We start from the raw sequence: 22426 nt of genomic DNA, 5'->3' as shown, positions 1-22426 counted from the left end.
GGCTTACAGATAATGCACAGACTTTTTGTACAGGAAACCCACCATGGCGCAGACACCCCAGCCCCTGCTCGTCGTCGAAGATGACGCTATCGTGCGCATGCTGACGGTCGAGGTGCTGGTAGAGCTTGGCTATCAGGTGCTCGAAGCTGCCGATGCTCAAGCGGCACTGAAGACATTGAAAGATCTGCAACAACCGTTGGCGTTGCTGATGACCGATGTCGGCCTGCCGGACATGGACGGCAAGGCCTTGGCCGTCGAGGCCCGGAAGTTGCGCCCGGCATTGCCGGTGCTGTTTGCCAGTGGCTATGGCGACAACCTGGAGGTGCCGGCTGGCATGCACCAGATCGCCAAGCCGTTCAGCATTGATCAGTTGCGTGACACAGTGCAGGGCATTCTCCCGGCAGTTCAAGGATAAGTGGAGGTGGAATCTGCTTTAATACGCGCTTTTGCCAAGGTCCCCGATCGCCATGCTCACCCGCGCCCTCAACGTCCTGGTCATAGGCTACGTCTGGCCCGAGCCACGCTCATCAGCTGCCGGCTCGCACATGATGCAGATCCTTGAAAGCTCCGTGCAGCGCGGCTGGCGCATTACCTTCAGCAGCCCCGCAGCCATCGGCGAGCACAAGGCCGACCTGGCCAGCCTGGGCATTGCCGAACAGGCCATCGCCCTCAACGACAGCAGCTTCGACCGCTTTGTCAGCGAACTGGCCCCGGACGTGGTGCTGTTCGACCGTTTCATGATGGAAGAGCAGTTCGGCTGGCGCGTCGAAAAACACTGCCCCAACGCCCTGCGCGTGCTGGAAACCTCCGACCTGCAAAGCCTGCGCGATGCCCGTCAGCAATTGCTGCGCAGGCGCCTGGTCGAGGGCCTGGACCCGAATGACTTTCGCGCGCTATTCAACACGTCCGGCCCCGACCTCTATCGGCAGATGGCCAGCGCCGACCTGACCTTGCGCGAACTCGCCGCCATCTACCGCAGCGATCTGAGCCTGATGATCTCCGATGTCGAGATCGACCTGCTGCTCAATGGCTTCGGCGTGCCCGAGCACCTGCTGCACTGGTGCCCGTTGATGCTCGATGCGCCCAGCGAGCCGTTCAAACCATTCGCCGAGCGTGCGCATTTCCTCAGCATCGGCAACTTTCGCCATGCACCGAACTGGGATGCCGTGCTGTGGATGAAGAACAGCCTGTGGCCGATGATCCGTCGGCGCCTGCCGCAAGCGCAGTTGCATATCTACGGCGCCTACACTCCGCCCAAGGCCACCGCCCTGCATAAACCGGGCGAAGGCTTTCACATCATGAACTGGGCCGAAGACGCCCTGCAAGTGATGAGCAACGCGCGCATCTGCCTGGCACCGCTGCGCTTTGGCGCCGGGATCAAGGGCAAGCTTACCGATGCCATGCAATGCGGCACGCCCAGCGTCACCACCCCCATCGGCGCCGAAGCCATGCATGGCGCCCTGCCCTGGCCTGGGGCGATCGCCGACACCGCCGAAGGCCTGGCCGAAGCCGCAGCAACGCTGTACAGCGATGAAACGCGCTGGAACCAGGCTCAGCAGGACGCGCGCCGCTTGCTCAGCGCACGCTACGACCGACGCCAGCACGCCAGCGCCCTGGTCGAACGGATCGAATACGCCCTGGCCGACCTCGACCAGCACCGGCTGTTCAACTTCACCGGCGCCATGCTCCGTCACCACCAGCACAAGAGCACCCAGTACATGGCCCAGTGGATCGAGGCCAAGAACCGCCTGGCTACAGCGGCCGACGCAGCAGATAAGTGTCCATGATCCAGCCCTTGCGCGCCCGCGCCTGTTCTCGGGCGGCGAGGATCTGCGCCTTGACCGCAAGCAACGGCCCGGCAATCAGGATCTGGTCGGCGGTGCCCAGGTAAGCGCCCCAGTAGATGTGCAACTGCGGGTCATCCAGCGCCGCAAAGGCACACTGGCCATCGAGCATGACCACCAGGTTGTCGATGCGTGGCTGTTCAGCCAGGCGCCGCCCGGGCAGCACGGTCAGGGGTTCACCAATACGGTTCAAGGGGATGCGGTGAGCGGCGGCCAGGGCCTGGACGCTGCTGATGCCGGGGATCACTTCAAGGCTCAGCGGCAAGCCTGCGGCCTGTACCAACTCAAGAATGCGCAGGGTGCTGTCATACAGCGTCGGCTCGCCCCAGAGCAGGAAAGCGCCGCATTCGCCGTCAGCCAGTTCGTTGTCGATCAGGTTGGCATACAGCGCTGCACGCTGCTGGTGCCACGCCTGCACCGCGCCGACATAGTCGCTGGCCGCGCCATCGCGCAGCGGGTCGTCGACCTGCACCAGGCGGTACCCGGGCCGATCGACAAAACGCTCAAGGATGTTTTTGCGCAGTTGCAGCAACTCATCCTTGACCGCGCCCTTGTCGAGCACGAAGAACACCTGGGCACGGTTGAGCCCGTCGATGGCTTCAAGGGTGATCTGGCGCGGATTGCCCGGCCCGATCCCAATCAACAGCAGTTGTTTCATCGCACGTCGTTTCCATGGCCCGGCCAGCCCCTATAGTCGGCTGGCCGGCGCGCAATGGCAACGTACTGTTGGTTAGAAGATCGAGAAGTTGTAGCTGACGATCACCCGGGTTTCGTCCATGTCACGGGCATACTTCTCGTAGTTGCTGCGGTAGGTCGAGTTACGCAGGCGTACGCTGACATCCTTGAAGGTGCCGCTCTGGATCTGGTACTTGAGCTCGCTGTCGCGTTCCCACTCCTTGCCCTCGGCCAGGCTGCCCGGGACCTTGATATGGTCGCCGTTGATGTAGCGGGTAAAGAAGCTCAGGCCCGGTACACCCATGGCCTTGAAGTCGTAATCGTAGCGCAGCTGCCAGGAACGCTCCTGGGCCGCAGCGAAGTCGTTGACCTGGGCATAGTTGACCAGGTACGGGTTGCTGCCATCCAGGTATGGCATGGCATTCTCGCCGTACATGCGCTGCCAGCCGGCGCTGATCTTGTGCCCGCCCAGGCTATAACCGAGCATGCCGCTGAAGGCGCGGTGATCGATATCGCCGGCACGCGCGCGGCCGATGTCATCGCTCTTGATCAAGCGCAGGTCTGCCGACAGGCTGCCGACACTCAGCGGCTGGCTGGCGACCAGGCCAAAGAAGTGCTGACGGTAGATGTTTTCAAGTTTGGCCACCTGATACTGCGCACTCAGGCGATCGTTGAACTTGTAGTCGACGCCGGCCATGTCGAAATGATCGGCCGTGGTATCGCAGGCGTAGCGTTTGTTCTTGCAGTGAACACGAATGTCCTGGCGGTCGGTAGAGTCCCGGGCGGTGTACTTGTCCAGGCGCGCCACGGTGAACTTCAGGTCCTTGAACTCTTCCGAGGTCAGCATCGCGCCCTGGAACATGGTCGGCAGCAAACGGCCGTCGTTGTACTTGAGCAACGGCATGTCCGGCAACATCGAACCGACCTTGAGCACGGTCTGCGAGTAACGCATCTTGCCGGCCACACCCATCTTCGCGTACTGGTCTACCGAACGACGCGGATCGTGCCCGCTGGACGGCAACAGACCACTGTTACTGTCGGCCGGGCTGGAGTCGAGTTTAAACCCGAGCATACCCAATGCATCAACACCAAATCCTACAGTGCCTTCGGTATAGCCGGACTGTACATTCAGAATAAAGCCCTGGGCCCACTCTTCACGTTTCGATCCGCCCTGATTGGAACTGGTATGACCATCACGGAAGTCACGGTTGAAGTAGACGTTGCGTGCTTCGACTTTGGCGCTGCTGTCTTCTAGAAAACCAGCGGCCTGAGTCGAGACAGCAGCAAACATCGCGAGCAGGCCAACAAGGCTGCGCCCGGGCGCGAGAGGGTATGGGGCAAACATGAGAAGCGAAATCCGAAAGAAAGGCAAAAAACAGCCGGCGCAGATCCCGGCGCCGACAATGCTCCCAGCGCCGACGACAGTCGACGTTGACCGTTCATCATCTCGCAACCGCTCTGGAACGGGCCATTGGACCATGGTCTAAGGCACCAACCCCAGCACCCACTAGTTCTTTACGCGGGGAGGAGGCGTAATTAAGAAAGTTCCATAACCAGCAATATAAAAGTTTAATGTTTACCCGCTGCGCACCGACTACTACACTCTTAATTAGTGCGATGTTGTGCCCAACCCGGTGGCGGCTGCGTTATACAGAATGTTGCTGATCTTCACGCATGCCGGGCCACTGCAGACTTAAAGGAGTGATGACAGTGTCCAGACTTGCAGAGTTCCGCGCAGCCGAAAAGGCCCTTCAGGAACAAATGGCGCAATTGGAGGCGCTGAAAAAGGACGCCGGCCTCAAGCGTGAAATCGAGTTCGAGAAAAAACTTGTCGACCTGATGAAACACTACGACAAGGGCCTGCGCGATATTATTGCCATCCTCGACCCCAAAGCCGCCCATAAAGGCTCGGTCAGCGCGCCCAAACAGCGTCGCGCACGGGTGGTAAAGGTCTATGAAAACCCGCACACCGGCGAGCTGATCGAGACCAAAGGCGGCAACCACCGCGGGCTGAAAGCCTGGAAGGAACAGTACGGTGCCAAGACAGTCGACAGCTGGTTGCGCAAGTAGAAAACACCTTCACACATTTTTCACATCGACTGGATCAGGATGAAGGCTGCTAACGGACTAGCGCCCCATACGCCCGCTTCGGCGGGCTTCTAATTCTTGCGCCCCGCCCCACAAAGGCGGGGCGCAAATCGTTTGCGCAATCGCTTCAGTTCCGTATCATGACGCCCTGACTGTTTTGCTGGCAGCGCTGTTGCCAGCCTCAAATGCGGAGAGCCCATGAGCCTGAACCATCTCGACACCCTCCCCGGTGTCACCGCGCAACCGGATGCCGCGACCCACAACTTCGTTTTCAACCACACCATGCTGCGAGTCAAGGACGTTGCCAAGTCCCTGGACTTCTACACCCGCGTCCTGGGCTTCAGCCTGGTGGAGAAGCGCGACTTCCCGCAAGCCGAGTTCAGCCTGTACTTCCTCGCCCTGGTCGACAAGGCGCAGATTCCGGCGGATGCTGCCAAGCGCACCGAGTGGATGAAGTCGATCCCTGGCATCCTCGAGCTGACCCACAACCACGGTACCGAGAACGATGCCGACTTTGCCTACCACAACGGCAACACCGACCCGCGCGGTTTCGGCCATATCTGCATCTCGGTGCCGGATATCCGTGCAGCGTGCGAGCGTTTCGAGCAACTGGGCGTCGCCTTCCAGAAGCGCCTGAGCGACGGCCGCATGAAGCACCTGGCATTTATCAAGGACCCGGATGATTACTGGGTCGAGATCATTCAGCCGACCGAGTTCTGATCAAGGCCTTTCGATACTGGCTCCCACAGTGGATATGTGTACGCCGGACTTGTGGGAGCTGGCCTTGCCAGCGATCGAGCGCGAAGCGGTCGTAATCCAGGCAACACTTGATGTGCTGGCTGTACTGGCCTCATCGCTGGCAAGGCCAGCTCCCACAGAGGTCGTAATCCAGGCAACACTGATGTGCTGGCTGTACTGGCCCCATCGCTGGCAAGGCCAGCTCCCACAGAGGTCGTAATCCAGGCAACTCCTGATGTGCTGGCTGTATTGGCCTCATCGCGGGTCTAGCCCGCTCCTGCATTGGATCTGTACCAGCTGACCCCGCCCCCGGGTCGCCAGGCAGTAATACAACGGGCACGTCACCAGCAGCCCGATCAGCCACGACAAGTCCGCACCCTCCACCAGATTGGCATACGGCCCGACATACAACGACGTATTGGCAAACGGCAGTTGCACCACAATCCCGCAGGCATACGCGATGATCGCATGGGCATTGAAGCGCCCGTAGACTCCACCATCGGCACGAAAGATCGAGGCAATGTCATAGTTGCCGCGCTTGATCAGGTAGAAGTCGATGAGGTTGATCGACGCCCAGGGCACCAGTACCAGCAGTAGTGCCAGGATCAGGCCGATGAACTGGCCGATGAAGTCCGCCGAGGCGCTCAACGCTACCAGGCAGCAACCCAGCAAAATCACACTGGCCAGCACCACTCGCAGTTTGATGCTCGGCGTCCAGCGGCTGGCAAAGGTCTGGATCGAGGTCACGATCGACAGCACCGCGCCATACAGGTTAAGGGCGTTGTGGCTGATGATGTTGAGCAGGAACAACACCATCAGGATCGGCCCCAACCAACCGGTGGCCTGCTCCACCGCCGCCATCGCCTCGGTCCCCTCTGGCACGGCCAGCACAGCAACGACACCAAAGCCGAACGACAGGATGGTGCCCAGGGTCGCGCCAAAATAGGTAGCCCAGAACGGCCGTGCGATGCCCACTTCACGCGGCAGGTAACGTGAATAGTCGGACACGTAAGGGGAAAAGCTGATCTGCCAGATCACCCCCAGCGACAGGGTTGCGACCCAGCCCGACAGGTTGAAACCGCCACGGCTGAAGAAGTCGGCCGGCAGCTCCTGGGCGAAGATCATCAAAAAGCCCGCCAGCAATGCCGAGCCCATCACCCAGGTACCGATGCGGTTGAGGGTATGTATGAAGCGATAGCCGATCACACCGATGGCCGTGGCACTCAGGGCGCCGATGACGATTGCCGCCGGCATCGGCACGCTCGGGGCAATGCCGTGGATCGACTTGCCAGCCAGGACGATGTTGGAAATAAAGAAACCGACATAGATGATGGCGGCAAAGAACACAATCAGCAGCGCGCCATAGCGGCCGAACTGCCCGCGGCTCTGAACCATTTGCGGGATGCCCATCTGCGGCCCCTGGGCCGACGCCAGGGCGATGACGATGCCCCCGAGCAGATGCCCCAGCACGATCGCCAGCATTCCCCAGAAAAAGTCGAGCTGGAACACCTGGACCACCATCGCCCCGGTGACAATCGGCAGCGGCGCGATGTTGGTGCTGAACCACAGGGTGAATAGATCGCGCGCCTTGCCGTGGCGCTCGGTGGGCGGTACGTAATCGACCGTATGGTTTTCGATCAACTGATGTTGCGAAGACGGCTGGGACATGGGCAATAAGCTCGAAAGGTTCTGTTTTTATCTTTGTAGGAAACCGCTTGCGGAGTGTTCGAAACGGCCTCTCAGCTGCGAACCATATTATGGTATTCCATCTTTTCCACAAGACTGATCCGGCTATTTTGCCTGCAACTGATCTGATCTTGACCTCGCCATTTTCCTTTGAAAAACGCTGTAAGCCCCGTGTTTACTGGCCTTTAGCGTAATCCTGGGCCACTCGTCGCGACTTAAAATTCCACTTGCAAATCAGGTATTACGGTATACCATCAGACACATCAAACAAAAACGCGGACCACCGCTGCTTCCGAGGACCACGCCATGATCGACGCAACCGTCTACAAGAACGTCCTGGGCTCCTTCCCGTCCGGCGTCACGGTGATAACCACCCTGGACGACGACGGCCAGGTCGTCGGCCTGACCGCCAGCGCCTTCAGCTCGCTGTCCATGGAGCCGCCGCTGGTGCTGTTCTGCCCCAACTACAGCTCCGACTCCTACCCGGTGCTGATCCGCAACAAGCGCTTCGCCATCCACTTGCTGTCCGGTGCCCAACAGGCCGAAGCCTATGCCTTTGCGCGCAAAGGCAAAGACAAGGCCCAGGGCATCGACTGGACCCTGAGCGCACTGGGCAATCCATTGCTGGCCAACGCCACGGCAATCATCGAATGCGAGCTGTGGCGCGAATATGAAGGCGGCGACCACGCGATCATGGTCGGCGCGGTGAAAAACCTCATCGTCCCCGAGCAAGCCCCCAGCCCGCTGGTGTACTGCCGCGGCAAGATGGCCGAACTGCCAGCCTTCGCCTGAGCCGCACTATTCTTACGACAGGCGCAGGGCGCAGGTCGAGAGTCATGCCGCCTGATCCGACAGGCGACCTACAACAAGATCCGAGGAATGCGTTATGAAATTTTCGTTGTTCGTACACATGGAACGTTGGGATGAACAGGTCAGCCACCGCCAGCTGTTCGAAGACCTCACCGAACTGACCCTGATGGCCGAAGACGGCGGTTTCAGCACCGTATGGATCGGCGAACACCACGCCATGGAATACACCATCTCGCCCAGCCCCATGCCGCTGCTGGCCTACCTGGCGGCGCGCACCAGCACCATTCACCTGGGTGCCGGGACCATCATTGCGCCGTTCTGGCACCCGTTGCGGGTGGCCGGTGAATGCGCCCTGCTTGATGTGATCAGCAACGGGCGCATGGAAGTGGGCCTGGCCCGCGGCGCCTACCAGTTCGAATTCGACCGCATGGCCGCTGGCATGCCGGCGTCCGAAGGCGGCCAGGCCCTGCGGGAGATGGTGCCGGTGGTGCGCGCCTTGTGGCAAGGCGACTACGCCCACGATGGCGAGATCTGGAAATTCCCCACCTCGACCTGCGTGCCCAAGCCGATCCAGCAGCCCATGCCTGCGATGTGGATCGCCGCGCGCGATCCGGACTCGCACAACTTCGCAATCAAGCACGGCTGCAACGTCATGGTCACGCCATTGATGAAAGGCGATGAAGAAGTCCTGGACCTTACGAACAAGTTCGAGGCAGCCCTGGCCAACAACCCCGAGGTACCGCGCCCGCAATTGATGGTGCTACGCCACACCCACGTGCATGCCGCGGATGACGCCGACGGCTGGAAAGTCGGCGCCCAGGCCATCTCGCGTTTCTACCGGACCTTCGATGCCTGGTTCGGCAACAAGCAGGTACCCAACAACGGCTTCCTGGCACCAAGCCCGGAAGAGAAATTCAAGGAACGTCCGGAGTTCGAACTGGACAACATCCGCAAGAACACCATGATCGGCACCCCGGCAGAAATCATCGCGCGCATCCGCTACTACCAGGAGCTGGGGGTCGACGAGTTCAGCTTCTGGTGCGACAACAGCCTGCCCCATGCCGAAAAGAGAAAGTCCCTGGAACTGTTCATCAACGAAGTGGTGCCGGCGTTCCGCTGACGGTCACGTTCGTCGGCCCGGATCCAGCCGCACGGCTGCTGTGGTATACCCGAAAAAGCGCCCTGACTGGTGCGCTTTCGATACCACAGCAGCGAGGTAAGGACGATGAAGACCCTTCAATGCGTGCATCGCAACCACACCATCACCGCCAGCGTCGAAACCCACCCGGGCATCCCCACGCCCTACAACGCCGGATGCCTGATTACCGATCCCGAGGGCCACACCAGCCGGCGCTTGTCGCTGCCGGTGAAGATGGCCTACCTGGCCGACCTTGATAACGCCCAGCACGCATCACTGGCGCACGGCAAATGGCTGGTCGACCAGCAACTGGATAAGCGTCAACAGCTGTTTTGACTGAACAACAGTGCACCTATGTGGCCCCCTGATCCTGAGCGGGGCCCTGCTGCTCCGGCAACGCCAGCCCGTAATCACCTTGCTCGTTCCAGTCCTCACCGAACACTTCCGCCGGGTGCATGGTGCGGTCGGCGCCGTTGCCGCAGGCCAGGGCGTTGGCCGCGCAGTAGCGATCGCACCCCCAGCAGATGCGCTCGGGGTGCTTGGGGCTGATGGGAAAGGGCTTGGCCATGAAATGCCTCAGGCAGGCAATGGGCGAGCCTCCACGCTACTGCGCGGGTCAGGCATTGCCCTTGATGCAGATCAAGGACGCTGACCGATATCCCGTAAAATTGATAATAATCATTATTGTTCGCACAGAAGCTTCCTAGACTCGGGCTCCCATTGCTCAGCCCTGGACGTCATCATGCGTAGCGCCCTTTCGCTCCCTCTTGCCTTGCTCCTGATCGCCCCGCTTGCCCACGCCAAGGAATACCCCATTGGCGAGCCGCAATTGTGCCCGGGCCTTGAGGTCGGTGCGGTGTACCTGCAGCCGATCGAAATGGCCCCGGCCGGGATGATGCGCGCCACCGCCGATTCCGACATCCACCTGGAAGCCGATGTACGGGCCACCGAAAACAATCGCCAGGGCTTTCAGGAAGGCAGTTTCGTGCCCTACCTGAGCGTCGCCTTCAGCCTGCAAAAGCAAGGCAGCGACACACCCATCCGCGGCGATTTCCACGCCATGGTCGCCAACGACGGGCCGCACTATGGCGACAACGTCAAGCTCCAGGGCCCGGGCAAGTACCGGCTGACCTTCACCCTGCTGCCACCGGCTGGCCATGGTGCATTGGGCCGCCATACCGACAAGGAAACCGGGGTCGAGCCGTGGTTCGAACGCTGTGAACTGCACTACGAGTTCGTCTATGCCGGGATCGGCAAGAAAGGCGGTTACTGAATGAAAGCCCTGGCCCTGTTGCTCGCCTGTGCGGCCTTGCCGCTGAGCGCCGCGCCGTTGCCGAGCTTCGAGCTGATCCTGCGCGACGGCCACTTCACCCCCGCCCTGCTCGAAGTGCCAGCCGGGCAGCGTTTCAAGATCGTCCTGAAGAACCTCGGCGAAGGCCCGGCGGAATTCGAAAGCACGCCGCTGCGGGTCGAGAAAGTACTGTCGCCCGAGGTGACCAGCTTTGTCGTCATCCACCCGCTGCGCCCCGGCCACTATCCGTTTTTCGACGAGTTCAATCCGCAGTTGCCCGAAGGCGGCATCCTGGCCAAATAACCCGCGTGCAGGAGGCTTCATGAATCAAGCACTGTTCATCGTCTGGCGCGAAAGCGTCGAGGCCTTGCTGGTGATCGGCATTCTCCAGGCCTGGGCCGGCCAGCAACAAGGCGCCCGGCGCCTGTTCAATTTTCTCTGGGTGGGCGTGGCCCTGGGCGTGCTGCTCTCGGGCCTGCTGGCGGTGCTGATCCTGTACGCCGGCGAGACCATGAGCGGCGCCGCCAACGAATGGTTCCAGGCCGGCCTGGCGCTGGTCGCGAGCCTGCTGATGGTGCAGATGGTCGGCTGGATGCATCGCCATGGGCGTACGCTCAAGGGCCAGTTGCAGCGCCAGGCCGACCGGCAACTGACGCGTCAGGGCGGCCTCGGCCTGTTGCTGCTGGCAATGCTTGCGGTCAGCCGCGAAGGCAGCGAAACCGTGGTCTTCCTGTATGGCGCCGGCGCCCGTCTGCAGGGGCCACAACTGGGCCTGTTTGCTATTGGCGGCATTGCCGGGCTGGTGCTCTCGGGCCTGACCATCGCCCTGTTGCAGGGCAGTCGCCGATGGATGTCCTGGCAACGCTTCTTTGCCCTCAGCGAGGGCGTTCTGCTGTTGCTCGCCGCCGCCTTGCTGGTCAGTGCCAGCGAACGCATCAGCGGCCAGTTACTGGCCATGGACCTGCCGGAAATGGCCTATACCCTGGTCGGTGATGCGCTCTGGGACAGCAGCCTGTGGCTCAGCGACAGCCATGGTGTCGGCGGTTTTCTCGCAGGTATAGCCGGCTACCGGGCCAGCCCCAGCGCCCTCACCCTGCTGGTGCTCTGCGGCTACTGGCTGAGTGTCGGCTGCTGGCTGCTGCAACGCAGAACAGGCGCCCAAGCATGTCCGGCCTGAGCCTGGGCAACCGCTGGCTGCAGCGCCTGGGCGATGGCATGCGGCGCAACGCCGGGGTGATTCGTACGCTGCAATGGACGGTAGTGCTGTTCTATGCCCTGCTGCTGGTGCTGCCGGCGCTGCTGCCCTTGCCGGATAGCCAGGCGCGGATGCTGGACAACCTGACGCTGTTCGCCCAGTTCCTGTTCTGGGGTATCTGGTGGCCATTCGTGCTGCTGTCGATCGTGCTGTTCGGCAGGCTCTGGTGCGGCGTGCTCTGCCCCGAAGGCGCGCTGAGCGAATGGGCCAGCCAGTATGGCCGGGGCATGGGCGTGCCACGCTGGCTGCGCTGGGGTGGCTGGCCGACCCTGGCGTTCTGCCTGACCACCCTCTACGGCCAATTGATCAGCGTCTATGACTACGCCCAGGCGGCGCTGCTGATTCTCGGTGGCTCGACCCTGGCGGCGGTGCTGGTCGGTGTGCTGTTCGTGCGCGGCAAGCGCATCTGGTGCCGCTACCTGTGCCCGGTCAGCGGGGTCTTCGCCCTGTTGGCGCGGCTGGCGCCGGTGCACTTTCAGGTCGATGAACAGCGCTGGCAAGCCAACGCCGGGCCACGCCTGCCACCGCCCAACTGCGCCCCGCTGCTGGACATCCGGCGGATGCGCGGCGCCCGTGATTGCCATGCCTGTGGCCGCTGCAGCGGGCAACGCGGCGCGGTGCAGCTGATCGCCCGTTCCAGCAACCAGGAGATACTTGAAGCGGCCACCCACACCCCCTCGCCCTGGGACACCCGCTTGCTGCTGTTCGGGGTGATCGGCCTGGCCATGGGCGCCTTCCAATGGACAGTCAGCCCCTGGTTCATCACCCTCAAGCAATGGCTGGCCAACTGGCTGGTGGAGCATGAGCTGCTCTGGCCGCTACAGGACAACGCGCCCTGGTGGCTGCTGACCCATTACCCGCAACTCAACGACAGTTTCAGCTGGCTCGACGGTTTCTGCATCGTCGTGTACCTGTGTGGCAGTGCCCTGCTGCTCGGCGGCGGGCTGCTGATCCTACTGCGCCTGGCCGCGCGGCTGGCGGGCAATCCTGCCCTGTATTGGCCCCTGAGCCTGTGCCTGACGCCCCTGGGTGGTGCGGGGCTGTTCCTTGGCTTGTCGGCCACCACGGTGAAGTTGCTGCGCTTTGAGGGCTTGCTGCTGGACTGGGTACAGCCGGCCAGGGCCACGTTGTTGATCGCGGCCTTGGGCTGGAGCCTGCTGTTGGCGAGCAAGCTGCTGGCAGCGCAACACATCCGTGGCTGGCGCCGTTGCGGCGCCAGCGCTTGCCTGCTGTTGGCCATCGCCGCCGTGGGCCATGGCTGGTGGTTGCAGTTCTGGGGCTGGAGCTAGACCTTGAAGCGCGCCACGGTCTGGCTCAGGCTGCCGGCCATCTGCGCCAGGTCATGGCCGGCGGTGTCGGTGTGTTGCGCACCGAGCAGCACCTGTTCGGACAGGTTGCGAATGCCCACCAGGTTGCGGTCCACCTCGCGGGCCACCAGGGCCTGCTCTTCGGTGGCGCTGGCGATCATCATGTTGCGCTCGTTGATCTGCGAGATCGACTGGGTGATCGCCTCCAGCGCTTCACCGGCACGCTGCGCCACCTCCAGGGTGCTGTGTACCAACTCGCTGCTGCTGAGCATGGCGGTCACCGCCTGGCCGGTGTCCTGACGAATATTGCCGATCATCTGCTCGATCTCCTGGGTCGAGACCTGGGTGCGATGGGCCAGGGCCCGCACCTCGTCGGCGACCACGGCAAAACCGCGCCCGGCATCGCCGGCGCGGGCCGCTTCGATGGCGGCGTTGAGCGCCAGCAGGTTGGTCTGCTCGGCGATGCTGCGGATCACATCCAGCACCGTGCTGATGTCCTGCACGCGCCCGGCCAGTTGCTGGATGCGCCCGGAGGTATCGTTGACGCCGTCGGCCAGCGTAGTGATCGAGGCGACCGTCTCGCGCACCTGCTCACGGCCACGCTGGGCGGTTTGCTCGGATACTTTCGAGGCCTCGCTGGTGCTCACCGCGTTGCGCGCCACCTCGTCCACTGCGGCGGTCATCTCGTTGACCGCCGCAGCCGCCTGTTCGATTTCCAGGCCCTGCAACTGCAGGCTGCTGCTGGTCTGGCTGCTGACCGCGCTGAGCTCTTCGGAGGAGCTGGCCACCCGCTCCACCGAGGCGGCGATATGCTTGACCATGCTGTTCAGGCTCTGCTGCATGTGGTGCATGTTGAGCATCACGCTGCCGTCGGCGCTGGCGTGGGTCGGCACCTCGATGGTCAGGTCGCCCTGGGCGATCTGGCTGAGCACCCGCGCGGCGGCATCCGGCTCGCCGCCCAGTGGCCGGGTAACGCTGCGGGTCACCAGCAACGCGGCGGCGATCACCGCCAGCAGGCACAGCACGAACAGCCCGAGCATGTTCAGCCGGGCATCGTTGTACAGGGACTGGGCGGCCTGCTCGCGCTCGACGAAGATCTGCCCCTGCAGGGCCATCAGGCTTTCCAGGTTCTTGTAGACCTCATGCTCGGCGGGCACCACCTGCTGCTTGAGCTGGGCCATTGCCGCCTGCGCGTCGCCCTGGCGAATCAGCGTCTGCACCTGGGTGAACGCCGCGACATAGGCTTCGCGGCTGGCTTTCAAGGCGGCATAGGCGGCCTTGCCTTCGGGCAGGTAGAACAACGGTTCGAGCGTCGCCAGGGCCTGGGTGATGCGCTGCTTGGTGGTGTCGATGGCCTGCTGTACTTGCAGGTTGTCCTTGTCCAGCAACAGGTCGCGGGTGTTGCGCGCGTTGTCGCGCACACCGGTGGCGATGACCATGATCGGCTCGATCTTCGGCCAATCCTGTTTGACGATCACTACCGCCTGCTCCTTGAGCGTGGCCAGGTCGTGCAGTGCATAGAAGGCCAGGCCCAGGAGCGCCAGGGGCGCGATGGCAAAGCCGATGAGGATACGTTGTGCTGTGGTCAATCTGGTCATTTCAAAGCCTTACTAGTCGCGTACTTCGAACGCGGGAAACAGCGCGTGGAGGGTGCCCCACAGCTCAGGCAGCAAGCTTTGTGCCGAAGCACTGGGCAATTGCGCATCGAGCATGCGTGCCGTGCGCACCAACTGCACGACGAAGCGTTTGACCCCGAGCGCGTTCAAGCGCCGGGCCAGGGTGATGAGTCGGGGGGGATCGATCAGGTGCCAGTGCACCGTGGTGCGGCATTCGTAGTCGACGCCGCTGGCCAGCAGGTAGTCGAGGCTGCGCCAGTTGGCCTGGCCACTGCCGCGCACGCCGGTGACCGCCTGGCCGTCCTCGGCCAGCGCCTTGACGTCAAAGCCCACCCAGTCGGCGCCGGGCAGCACCCGGGCAAAGGCCTCGGGCTTGATCCCGGCACTGTGCAGGCCGATGGCAAAGCCCATGGCCCGCACTTGGGCCATGGCCTCGGCCAGGCTGTCTTGCAGGGTCGGTTCGCCGCCGCTGAACACCACGGCGTCGAGCAGGCCCTGACGCCGCTGCAAAAATCTCAGCACCTGCGCCCAGGGCAGCTCATCGCTGCCCCGGGGCGGAATCAGTTGCGGGTTGTGGCAGTAACGACAGCGCCAGGCGCAGCCCTGGCAGAACAGCACACAGGCCAGCCTGCCGGGGTAATCGAGGGTGGTCAGGGGCACCATGCCCCCGACCCGTAGCGCTCGATTCATGGATGCCCGGCCGTTGCCGCACCCTCATTGAAGTGCAGCCGCTCGTGGTGCTCGGACTGTTTGCCGGGGTTGAACGCCGACACCGGGCGGTGATAGCCCATGACCCGGGTCCAGACTTCGCACCGTTGGCGTTGCGCCACGGCCGGGGTTTGCTGTGCAGTCATGATGAAGCTCCTTGCGGTTTGAGGGTAAGGGGTCAGTGCACGCTGCCCTGCTGCTGGGCCAGCAGCAGCGCTTCGTCGCACTTGGGGCAGAACTCGTGTTCGCCATCCAGGTAGCCGTGTACCGGGCAAATCGAGAAGGTCGGGGTGATCGTCAGGTACGGCAGGCGAAAACGCTCCAGGGCCCTGCGCACCAGTTGCTTGCAGGCCTGGGCCGAGGAGATCCGCTCGGCCATGTACAGGTGCAGGACGGTGCCGCCGGTGTATTTGCATTGCAGCTCGTCCTGCAGTTCCAGGGCCTCGAACGGGTCGTCGGTGTAGCCCACCGGCAGCTGCGAGGAGTTGGTGTAGTACGGCGCCTGGCTGCAGCCGGCCTGGAGGATGTCGGGGAAGCGCTTGAGGTCTTCCTTGGCAAAGCGGTAGGTGGTGCCCTCGGCCGGGGTGGCCTCAAGGTTGTACAGGTGGCCGGTTTCTTCCTGGAAACGCACCAGGGTGGCGCGCACGTGGTCCAGCAGGTTCAGGGCGAAGCGCCGGCCCTGGGCGGTGTGCAGGCCCATCTGGTCATCGCTGAAGTTGCGCAGCATCTCGTGCAGGCCGTTGACGCCGATGGTCGAGAAGTGATTGCGCAAGGTGCCCAGGTAACGCTTGGTGTACGGATAGAGCCCGGCATCCATATGGTGCTGGATGACCTTGCGCTTGACCTCAAGGCTCTCCATGGCCAGCTCCATCAGCGCGTCCAGGCGTTGCAGCAGGCCACTGATGTCGCCCTTGTACAGGTAGCCCAGGCGCGCGCAGTTGATCGTCACCACGCCGAGCGAGCCGGTCTGCTCGGCCGAACCGAACAGGCCGCCACCGCGCTTGAGCAACTCGCGCACATCCAGCTGCAGGCGACAACACATCGAGCGCACCTGGTTGGGCTGCATGTCCGAGTTGAGGAAGTTCTGGAAGTACGGCAGGCCATAGCGGGCGGTCATGGCGAACAGGCGCTCGGCGTTGTCGCTATCCCAGGGGAAGTCATGGGTGATGTTGTAGGTCGGAATCGGAAAGGTGAATACCCGGCCCTTGGCGTCGCCAGCCTGCATCACTTCAATGTAGGCGCGGTTGAGCAGGTCCATTTCGGCCTGCAGCTGGCCATAGGCAAAGGGCATTTCCTCACCGCCGATCACCGGGATCTGCTCGCGCAGGTCCTGCGGGCAGACCCAGTCGAAGGTCAGGTTGGTAAAGGGGGTTTGCGTGCCCCAGCGCGACGGCACGTTGAGGTTGTAGATGAACTCCTGGATGGCCTGGCGCACCTCTTCAAAGCTCAATTGATCCTTGCGCACATAGGGCGCGAGGTAGGTGTCGAACGAGCTGAAGGCCTGGGCCCCGGCCCACTCGTTTTGCAGGGTGCCGAGAAAGTTGACCATCTGCCCCAAGGCGCTGCTCAAGTGCTTGGGCGGCCCGGCCTCGACCCGCCCCGGCACGCCATTGAGGCCCTCGTGCAGCAAGCTGCGCAGCGACCAGCCGGCGCAGTAGCCAGCGAGCATGTCGAGGTCGTGGATATGCAGGTCGGCCTCGCGGTGGGCGCGGCCGATGGCTTCACTGTAGACCTCGTCGAGCCAGTAGTTGGCAGTGACCTTGCCGGAGACATTGAGTACCAGTCCGCCGAGGGAGTAACCCTGGTTGGCGTTGGCCTGCACCCGCCAGTCTTCGCGGTTGAGGTACTCGTTCATCGAGGTGGCCACCTCGACCAGGGTCTTGCGATCGCGGCGCAGGCGCCCGTGCTGTTCGCGGTAGACGATATAGGCGCGTAGCGAAAGGAAATGGCCGGCGTCCATCAATACCCGCTCGACCCGGTCCTGGATCTGTTCGACGTGCAGTTTCGAATAGCCCTCCAGATGGGCGAGCACGGCATCGAGTAAACCGTCCGCCTCGGCTTCGGCGTATTCGCCGGTGGCCTTGCCGGCGGCGATCAACGCCTGGCGGATCTTGTCCGCGTCAAAGGCCACCAGGCTGCCATCGCGCTTGTGCAACCGGTTATGCCCTACCCTGATCAGCGTGCTGTGCATTTGCCCTCCAGACACTACATATAGGTGTTTATTTATTTAGAAACACAATATGCAGTGAAGGCTACGGGTAAAGCGGGTGGAAGAAATTGATCGATATCAAGAATCGCGGGGCAAGCCCGCTCCTACAGGGTGGGAGCGGGCTTGCCCCGCGATGAGGCCCTGACGGCCACCCTCACCCGCCGCTCATGTTCATGAACCGCAAGATCTGCACCTCCCCCTGCGGGTTGAAATCATGGCGCAAGGGTTTGCGCCGCAACGCCTGTTGCAGCGCGCTGACAATCGGCTGGTCATCCAGCGGATAGCGGCGCAACAAGCCGCGTAAATCCAGCGAGTCCTCCTGCCCCAGGCACAGCAACAAGCGCCCTTCCACCGTCATCCGCACCCGGTTGCAGCTGGCGCAGAAGTTGTGGCTGTTGGGCGAGATAAAACCGATGCGGGTCGCCGGGTGCTGCGCCAGACGCACGTAGCGCGCCGGCCCGCCGCTGTGCTCGGCGCTGTCGAGCAGGGCATGGCGACTGGCAATCAGCGCCCGCACCTCGTCGCTGGCGCAGAACGACTCGCCGCGCGAACGGCCGACGTCGCCCAAGGGCATCTCCTCGATGAAGGTGATGTCGATGCGCTGGTCGATGGCGTACTGCACCAGGGGCAATACTTCATCGAAGTTGCGCCCTTTCATCACCACGCAGTTGAGCTTGACGCCCTCGAAGCCGGCATCACCCGCCGCCTCAATGCCGCGCAGGACCTGATCGAGATCGCCATTGCGGGTAATCGCCCGGAAGCGTTCGCCGTCCAGGCTGTCGAGGCTGATGTTCATGCGTTTGACCCCGGCGTCTACCAGCGGCCGGGCCAGGCGCTGCAGTTGCGAGCCATTGCTGGTCATCACCAGTTCGCGCAGGCCCGGCAAGGCACTCATGTGACGGCACAGCTCGACGATGCCGGGGCGAATCAGCGGTTCGCCGCCGGTCAGGCGGATCTTGCGCACACCCTGGCCAACGAACAGCGTGGCCAGGCGCTGCAACTCCTCAAGGGTCAGCACCTGCTGGCGCGGCAGGAAGGTCATGTGCTTGGCCATGCAGTACACACAGCGAAAATCACAGCGATCGGTCACCGACATGCGCAAGTAATCGATCTGCCGCCCGAAGCCGTCCTGCATCACAGTGCTCATCACCGTCCCCTTATTGCACCAGCGGTGAGTCGGCGCCCTGCAAGCGGATGCCGCGAATATCGGCGGCACCGATCAGGGTTTGCAGGTACTGCACCAACGCCTTTTGCCACACGCCCTGCTGCAACTGGGTGCGAATCGCCGTGGCCACTGCCTCGTACGGCAAGGCCTGGCCTTCGATGCGCTGGTCGACACTGACCAGGTGCCAGCCGTAGCGGCTTTCCAGCGGCTTGACGGCCAGCCCCGGCGCCAGGGTGAACAGTTGGCGTTCCAGCTCCGGCACGGTCTGGCCCTTGCTGATCTGTCCCAGCTCACCGCCCTGGGCCTTCGACGGGCAGGCCGAGTACTTCTGCGCAAGCTCGGCGAACTGCTCGGGGAACTGCATCAGGCGCTCATGGAGAATCTCGGCCTGCACCAGCGCCAGGCTGCGCGCCTCGGCATCGTCCGGCGCGCATTCGAGCAGGATGTGCCGCACCGCCAGCAGCGGTGCGCTGTGAAAGCGCCCGCGGTTGCTGTCGTAATAACGCAGGCAGGTGGCCTCGTCACACACCGGCACCTGCACTTCGCGCTCCAGCAACAGGCGCGTGGCGGCTTCCTCTTGGTTCTCGCCGGCGCCAACCTGCACCGACAGCCCCAACTCGGCAATCCGCTGCTGCATCAGCTCGCGGATCACCAGGGCGCGGGCGGCCATGTACATGGCCTCCTCGCGATCGACCGCCGGGTGGTACTGCAGCTCCTGGGCCAAGGCCTCGGGGCCGATGGCGACGCCATTGACGCTGATCACCGGCCACTCCTGCTCGCTGCTGGCGATCAGTTGCGCGGGCACCTCGACCGCCACCGCCTGCTCGCCCGCCTCGGGCACATGCGGCGTCGACGAAGCGCAGCCACCGCCACCACCATTACCGCCACCACATCCGCATCCGCTAGTCATGGCAACCTCCTCAGGCTTTCTGCCGCACGATTTGATAACGCCGGCCCAGGTACCACACTGGTGCGCTGACGATGTGCACCAGGCGGGTGAACGGGAACAGCACGAACAGGGTCAGGCCCAGCAGCACGTGCAGCTTGTACACCAGGCTTACCGGGGCAATCGCCGCCGCCGCGTCCACCGGCCGCAGCAACACGGTGTTCTGCGCCCAGTCGGCGAGCATGACCATGACCGAACCATCCATATGGCCGGTGGAGGCAACGATGGTCAGCAGGCCGAGCACCAGCTGCGCCAGCAACACCAGCAGGATGAGAATGTCCGAGGTGCTGGAGGTGGCGCGTACCCGCGGCTCAGTCAGCCGCCGGTGCAGCAGCATGATCAGGCCGATCAGGCACAGCAGGCCGAAGAAGCCACCGGAGACCATCGCCAGCAGTTGCTTGTGCTCGGTGCTGATCACATGGTGATAGACCGACGCCGGGGTCAGCAGGCCGACAAAATGCCCCGCCAGCACGAACAGCACGCCGATGTGAAAGAAGTTGCTCGCCACGCGCATGCCGCGCTTGTCGAGCATCTGGCTGGAGCCGGCCTTCCAGCTGTATTGCGAGAGGTCAAAGCGCGCCCAGCTGCCGAGCAAGCAGATGGCCAGCGCCACGTAGGGATAAATCCCGAACAACAACAGGTTCCACTTAGACATTACCCACCTCCCCGGCCGGCGCGCCGGCCTGGCCTTGATGCTGAAAATCGACCCAGTGCAGCGGTACCGCGCTCTCTTCGCGCGCCTTGCCCGGGGCACTTGGCATTGAGCTGCAACGCTCCTGCTGTTCGGCCTTGAGAAAGTCCACGGCCTCTTCCTCCCAGATCTTGTCCAGGGCTTCGAGGGAGTCGTCGCGTTGCTCGGCGGCCACCTGCTCGCGCAGGTCGGCCACCGCCTGGTGCGGCTCAGCGCCGGCAATCTGCAGCAGCGCCCGGAAGCAACTGGCGTAGGCGCTCTCGCGCTCCTCCAGGCGTGCGGCAAGCAGCGCCAGCAGGTGCGCGACATCGGCCAGGCCCTCGCGGGCCTCGAGGTCTTCGCGGGTCGAGAGGTATTCCAGGTACAGCGGAATGTAGTCCGGCAGCTCCTTGACGCCGATGGCAAAGCCCGCGTCTTCATACTGGGCGAGCATGTCGACCATGGCCTGGCCGCGGTCGCGGGACTCGCCATGCACATGCTCGAACAGCAACAGCGACAACGAGCGGCCACGGCCGAACAGCGCGCCGTAATGTTCCTGGCCATCCATCAGGTCGTTGTTGCAGATCAGCTCCAGCAACTCGAACAGGGCGCCGCGCTGGCGCGGGCTGATTTCCCGCGCCTGGATGATCGCCTGCTCCAGCTCGTCGCGGCCGGCCACCAGGGTTTCGCTCGGGTAATCGAGCAGCAGCGAAATCACTTTAAGGATGCGCATGCTCAGTCCTCCCACAGCTGTACGGTTTTGAGGATGTCGCGGCGGTTGGCCTTCTTCGCCCCGAACATGTTGGTGTCCGAGCTGCCACTGCAGCCGCTGCCGAAACTGAAGCCGCAACCGGAGCGCTCGGCGAAGGCATCGCTCATGGCTTCTTCGCGGTGGGCACTGGGTACCACGTAGCGGTCCTCGTAGTTGGCGATGGCCAGGTAGCGGTACATCTCCTCGACCTGGTTGACGCTCAAGCCGACGTCGCTGAGCACCTTGAGGTCCTGCACGCCTTCGACCTGTTCGGCGCGCTTGTAGGCGCGCATGGCCAGCAGGCGCTTGAGGGCGCGTTTCACCGGTTTTTCGTCGCCGGCGGTCAGCAGGTTGGCCAGGTAGCGCAGCGGAATGCGCAGGCTGTCGACATCCGGGATCACCCCGTTCATGCCCACGGTGCCAGCGGCCGCAGCGTTCTGGATCGGCGACAGCGGCGGTACGTACCAGACCATCGGCAAGGTGCGGTATTCCGGGTGCAGCGGCAGCGCCAGCTTCCAGTCGACGGCCATCTTGTACACCGGCGAGCGTTGTGCGGCGTCGATCACCGACTGCGGCACGCCGTCTGCCAGGGCCTGGCGGATCACCGCCGGGTCGTTGGGGTCGAGGAAGATTTCCAGCTGCTTCTCGTACAGGTCGTGCTCGTTGGCGGTGCTGGCCACCTCGCTGATGCGGTCGGCGTCATACAGCAGCACGCCGAGGTAGCGGATACGGCCGACGCAGGTTTCGGCACACACGGTGGGCATGCCCGCTTCGATGCGCGGGTAGCAGAAGATGCATTTTTCCGACTTGCCGCTCTTCCAGTTGAAGTAGATCTTCTTGTACGGGCAGCCGCTGATGCACATGCGCCAGCCGCGGCATTTTTCCTGGTCGATGAGAACGATGCCGTCCTCCTCGCGCTTGTAGATCGCCCCGCTCGGGCAGGACGCCGCGCACGCCGGGTTCAGGCAGTGCTCGCACAGGCGCGGCAGGTACATCATGAAGGTGTTTTCGTACTCCCCGTAGATGTCGGCCTGGATCTGGTCGAAGTTCTTGTCCTTGCGCCGCTTGGCGAACTCGGTGCCGAGGATTTCTTCCCAGTTCGGGCCCCACTCGATCTTCTCCATGCGCTTGCCGGACACCACCGAGCGCGGCCGCGCCGTCGGTTGGTGCTCGCCCAGCGGCGCGGTGTGCAGGTGCTGGTAGTCGAAGTCGAACGGCTCGTAGTAGTCATCCAGGCTCGGCAGGTCGGGGTTGGCGAAGATGTTCGCCAGCACCCGGAACTTGCCGCCGATGCGCGGGTTGATCGAGCCGTTGGCGTTGCGCACCCAGCCGCCCTTCCACTTGTCCTGGTTTTCCCACTCTTTCGGGTAGCCGACCCCGGGCTTGGATTCAACGTTGTTGAACCAGGCGTACTCCATGCCTTCGCGGCTGGTCCAGACGTTCTTGCAGGTGATCGAGCAAGTGTGGCAACCGATGCATTTGTCCAGGTTCAGGACCATGCCAATTTGTGAACGGATCTTCATGACAGC

General features: G+C 63.1%; 24 protein-coding genes. 11 read left to right on the top strand and 13 right to left on the bottom strand.

The genetic code is table 11. The annotated features are described in order from the left end of the window. Positions 1–43: 43 nt before the first annotated feature. Positions 44–415, top strand: coding sequence for a response regulator (locus tag KHO53_RS22680; protein ID WP_010221970.1), 372 nt, complete (start codon positions 44–46; stop codon positions 413–415). Between the two features lie 52 nt (positions 416–467). After that, positions 468–1787, top strand: a complete 1320-nt coding sequence (locus tag KHO53_RS22675) for a glycosyltransferase (protein ID WP_213570902.1) — start codon at positions 468–470, stop codon at positions 1785–1787. On the opposite strand, the gene cobF is transcribed toward KHO53_RS22675, so the two are convergent. Together cobF and KHO53_RS22665 are read right to left on the bottom strand one after the other, a co-directional pair. Continuing rightward, on the bottom strand, positions 1753–2502 hold the full coding sequence (gene cobF / locus KHO53_RS22670) for a precorrin-6A synthase (deacetylating) (protein ID WP_010221968.1): 750 nt from the start codon (positions 2500–2502) through the stop codon (positions 1753–1755). The two genes, KHO53_RS22675 and cobF, sit on opposite strands and share 35 nt — an antisense overlap. 72 nt (positions 2503–2574) lie before the next feature. Beyond that, complete coding sequence (locus KHO53_RS22665) at positions 2575–3864, bottom strand: OprD family porin (RefSeq protein WP_010221967.1); 1290 nt, start codon at positions 3862–3864, stop codon at positions 2575–2577. 365 nt (positions 3865–4229) lie between these two features. On the opposite strand from KHO53_RS22665, the gene KHO53_RS22660 reads away from it, so the two are divergent. Together KHO53_RS22660 and gloA are read left to right on the top strand one after the other, a co-directional pair. Beyond that, positions 4230–4589, top strand: coding sequence for a histone-like nucleoid-structuring protein, MvaT/MvaU family (locus KHO53_RS22660; RefSeq protein WP_036995862.1), 360 nt, complete (start codon positions 4230–4232; stop codon positions 4587–4589). 216 nt (positions 4590–4805) lie between these two features. Beyond that, entirely contained in the window at positions 4806–5327 is a 522-nt protein-coding gene (gene gloA / locus KHO53_RS22655) for a lactoylglutathione lyase (RefSeq protein WP_010221965.1), read from the top strand. A gap of 273 nt (positions 5328–5600) precedes the next feature. Here gloA and KHO53_RS22650 read toward each other — a convergent pair whose 3' ends face one another. Beyond that, positions 5601–7013, bottom strand: coding sequence for a purine-cytosine permease family protein (locus tag KHO53_RS22650; protein WP_036995863.1), 1413 nt, complete (start codon positions 7011–7013; stop codon positions 5601–5603). Between the two features lie 324 nt (positions 7014–7337). Between KHO53_RS22650 and KHO53_RS22645 the strand changes: the two genes are divergently transcribed. From KHO53_RS22645 to KHO53_RS22635, 3 genes are all read left to right on the top strand, one after another. Continuing rightward, the gene (locus KHO53_RS22645; protein ID WP_036995864.1) at positions 7338–7823 is read left to right on the top strand and encodes a flavin reductase family protein; all 486 of its coding nucleotides are present in this window, start codon (positions 7338–7340) and stop codon (positions 7821–7823) included. 94 nt (positions 7824–7917) lie between these two features. Next, a complete protein-coding gene (locus tag KHO53_RS22640; RefSeq protein ID WP_213570901.1) occupies positions 7918–8961 on the top strand; it encodes an LLM class flavin-dependent oxidoreductase in 1044 nt (347 codons plus the stop codon). Positions 8962–9066: 105 nt separating this feature from the next. Then, positions 9067–9315, top strand: a complete 249-nt coding sequence (locus KHO53_RS22635; RefSeq protein ID WP_010221961.1) for a hypothetical protein — start codon at positions 9067–9069, stop codon at positions 9313–9315. Positions 9316–9331: 16 nt separating this feature from the next. Here KHO53_RS22635 and KHO53_RS22630 read toward each other — a convergent pair whose 3' ends face one another. Beyond that, entirely contained in the window at positions 9332–9547 is a 216-nt protein-coding gene (locus KHO53_RS22630; protein WP_010221960.1) for a DUF3079 domain-containing protein, read from the bottom strand. A 174-nt stretch (positions 9548–9721) separates the two neighbouring features. On the opposite strand from KHO53_RS22630, the gene KHO53_RS22625 reads away from it, so the two are divergent. Genes KHO53_RS22625 through KHO53_RS22610 form a run of 4 tightly spaced genes read left to right on the top strand, consistent with a single transcriptional unit; the run spans position 9722 to position 12814 of the window. Continuing rightward, positions 9722–10252 (top strand): iron transporter, encoded by a 531-nt coding sequence (locus KHO53_RS22625; RefSeq protein WP_213570900.1) that lies wholly within the window; start codon positions 9722–9724, stop codon positions 10250–10252. Beyond that, positions 10253–10573 (top strand): cupredoxin domain-containing protein, encoded by a 321-nt coding sequence (locus tag KHO53_RS22620; protein ID WP_213570899.1) that lies wholly within the window; start codon positions 10253–10255, stop codon positions 10571–10573. It begins immediately after the preceding gene. Positions 10574–10592: 19 nt separating this feature from the next. Continuing rightward, positions 10593–11447: an FTR1 family iron permease gene (locus KHO53_RS22615; RefSeq protein ID WP_036995867.1), complete on the top strand. Its 855-nt coding sequence runs from the start codon at positions 10593–10595 to the stop codon at positions 11445–11447. Beyond that, the gene (locus KHO53_RS22610; RefSeq protein ID WP_213570898.1) at positions 11435–12814 is read left to right on the top strand and encodes a 4Fe-4S binding protein; all 1380 of its coding nucleotides are present in this window, start codon (positions 11435–11437) and stop codon (positions 12812–12814) included. The genes KHO53_RS22615 and KHO53_RS22610 overlap by 13 nt, the downstream gene beginning before the upstream one ends. Here the strand turns inward: KHO53_RS22610 and KHO53_RS22605 are convergent. The 9 genes from KHO53_RS22605 to narH form a co-directional block, all read right to left on the bottom strand. Continuing rightward, entirely contained in the window at positions 12811–14430 is a 1620-nt protein-coding gene (locus KHO53_RS22605; RefSeq protein WP_213570897.1) for a methyl-accepting chemotaxis protein, read from the bottom strand. The genes KHO53_RS22610 and KHO53_RS22605 overlap by 4 nt on opposite strands. A 12-nt stretch (positions 14431–14442) precedes the next feature. Next, positions 14443–15138 (bottom strand): anaerobic ribonucleoside-triphosphate reductase activating protein, encoded by a 696-nt coding sequence (locus KHO53_RS22600; protein ID WP_100782692.1) that lies wholly within the window; start codon positions 15136–15138, stop codon positions 14443–14445. Continuing rightward, on the bottom strand, positions 15135–15302 hold the full coding sequence (gene nrdD, locus KHO53_RS25815; protein ID WP_010221953.1) for an anaerobic ribonucleoside-triphosphate reductase: 168 nt from the start codon (positions 15300–15302) through the stop codon (positions 15135–15137). Before nrdD ends, KHO53_RS22600 begins: the two co-directional genes overlap by 4 nt. 32 nt (positions 15303–15334) lie before the next feature. Beyond that, positions 15335–17347, bottom strand: coding sequence for a ribonucleoside triphosphate reductase (locus KHO53_RS22590; protein ID WP_010221952.1), 2013 nt, complete (start codon positions 17345–17347; stop codon positions 15335–15337). Between the two features lie 172 nt (positions 17348–17519). Then, a complete protein-coding gene (gene moaA / locus KHO53_RS22585; RefSeq protein ID WP_036995871.1) occupies positions 17520–18512 on the bottom strand; it encodes a GTP 3',8-cyclase MoaA in 993 nt (330 codons plus the stop codon). A gap of 10 nt (positions 18513–18522) precedes the next feature. Continuing rightward, complete coding sequence (locus KHO53_RS22580; protein WP_159388516.1) at positions 18523–19440, bottom strand: peptidylprolyl isomerase; 918 nt, start codon at positions 19438–19440, stop codon at positions 18523–18525. Positions 19441–19450: 10 nt separating this feature from the next. Beyond that, on the bottom strand, positions 19451–20131 hold the full coding sequence (gene narI / locus KHO53_RS22575; RefSeq protein WP_100782690.1) for a respiratory nitrate reductase subunit gamma: 681 nt from the start codon (positions 20129–20131) through the stop codon (positions 19451–19453). Beyond that, on the bottom strand, positions 20124–20879 hold the full coding sequence (gene narJ / locus KHO53_RS22570; protein WP_159388515.1) for a nitrate reductase molybdenum cofactor assembly chaperone: 756 nt from the start codon (positions 20877–20879) through the stop codon (positions 20124–20126). Before narJ ends, narI begins: the two co-directional genes overlap by 8 nt. Positions 20880–20881: 2 nt before the next feature. After that, positions 20882–22420 carry a nitrate reductase subunit beta gene (gene narH / locus KHO53_RS22565; protein WP_010221946.1) on the bottom strand — a complete coding sequence of 513 codons (1539 nt, stop codon included), beginning with the start codon at positions 22418–22420 and terminating at the stop codon, positions 20882–20884. Between the last annotated feature and the right edge of the window lie 6 nt (positions 22421–22426).

The sequence above is a fragment of the Pseudomonas sp. RC2C2 genome (assembly GCF_018390435.1).
Taxonomy (GTDB): Bacteria; Pseudomonadota; Gammaproteobacteria; order Pseudomonadales; family Pseudomonadaceae; genus Aquipseudomonas; species Aquipseudomonas donghuensis.
The sequence above is the reverse complement of the archived record's forward strand: the minus strand, read 5'-3'. Positions and strand labels throughout refer to the sequence as shown.

Bases quoted from the DNA above. Each gene is read 5' to 3' on its own strand.
- narI (WP_100782690.1), bottom strand. From the start codon at position 20,131: ATGTCTAAGTGGAACCTGTTGTTGTTCGGGATTTATCCCTACGTGGCG.
- nrdD (WP_010221953.1), bottom strand. From the start codon at position 15,302: ATGACTGCACAGCAAACCCCGGCCGTGGCGCAACGCCAACGGTGCGAA.
- cobF (WP_010221968.1), bottom strand. From the start codon at position 2,502: ATGAAACAACTGCTGTTGATTGGGATCGGGCCGGGCAATCCGCGCCAG.
- KHO53_RS22665 (WP_010221967.1), bottom strand. From the start codon at position 3,864: ATGTTTGCCCCATACCCTCTCGCGCCCGGGCGCAGCCTTGTTGGCCTG.
- KHO53_RS22645 (WP_036995864.1), top strand. From the start codon at position 7,338: ATGATCGACGCAACCGTCTACAAGAACGTCCTGGGCTCCTTCCCGTCC.
- narH (WP_010221946.1), bottom strand. From the start codon at position 22,420: ATGAAGATCCGTTCACAAATTGGCATGGTCCTGAACCTGGACAAATGC.
- KHO53_RS22640 (WP_213570901.1), top strand. From the start codon at position 7,918: ATGAAATTTTCGTTGTTCGTACACATGGAACGTTGGGATGAACAGGTC.
- moaA (WP_036995871.1), bottom strand. From the start codon at position 18,512: ATGAGCACTGTGATGCAGGACGGCTTCGGGCGGCAGATCGATTACTTG.
- KHO53_RS22580 (WP_159388516.1), bottom strand. From the start codon at position 19,440: ATGACTAGCGGATGCGGATGTGGTGGCGGTAATGGTGGTGGCGGTGGC.
- KHO53_RS22650 (WP_036995863.1), bottom strand. From the start codon at position 7,013: ATGTCCCAGCCGTCTTCGCAACATCAGTTGATCGAAAACCATACGGTC.
- KHO53_RS22630 (WP_010221960.1), bottom strand. From the start codon at position 9,547: ATGGCCAAGCCCTTTCCCATCAGCCCCAAGCACCCCGAGCGCATCTGC.
- KHO53_RS22610 (WP_213570898.1), top strand. From the start codon at position 11,435: ATGTCCGGCCTGAGCCTGGGCAACCGCTGGCTGCAGCGCCTGGGCGAT.
- KHO53_RS22675 (WP_213570902.1), top strand. From the start codon at position 468: ATGCTCACCCGCGCCCTCAACGTCCTGGTCATAGGCTACGTCTGGCCC.
- KHO53_RS22620 (WP_213570899.1), top strand. From the start codon at position 10,253: ATGAAAGCCCTGGCCCTGTTGCTCGCCTGTGCGGCCTTGCCGCTGAGC.
- KHO53_RS22600 (WP_100782692.1), bottom strand. From the start codon at position 15,138: ATGAATCGAGCGCTACGGGTCGGGGGCATGGTGCCCCTGACCACCCTC.
- narJ (WP_159388515.1), bottom strand. From the start codon at position 20,879: ATGCGCATCCTTAAAGTGATTTCGCTGCTGCTCGATTACCCGAGCGAA.
- KHO53_RS22590 (WP_010221952.1), bottom strand. From the start codon at position 17,347: ATGCACAGCACGCTGATCAGGGTAGGGCATAACCGGTTGCACAAGCGC.
- KHO53_RS22625 (WP_213570900.1), top strand. From the start codon at position 9,722: ATGCGTAGCGCCCTTTCGCTCCCTCTTGCCTTGCTCCTGATCGCCCCG.
- KHO53_RS22635 (WP_010221961.1), top strand. From the start codon at position 9,067: ATGAAGACCCTTCAATGCGTGCATCGCAACCACACCATCACCGCCAGC.
- KHO53_RS22605 (WP_213570897.1), bottom strand. From the start codon at position 14,430: ATGACCAGATTGACCACAGCACAACGTATCCTCATCGGCTTTGCCATC.
- gloA (WP_010221965.1), top strand. From the start codon at position 4,806: ATGAGCCTGAACCATCTCGACACCCTCCCCGGTGTCACCGCGCAACCG.
- KHO53_RS22680 (WP_010221970.1), top strand. From the start codon at position 44: ATGGCGCAGACACCCCAGCCCCTGCTCGTCGTCGAAGATGACGCTATC.
- KHO53_RS22615 (WP_036995867.1), top strand. From the start codon at position 10,593: ATGAATCAAGCACTGTTCATCGTCTGGCGCGAAAGCGTCGAGGCCTTG.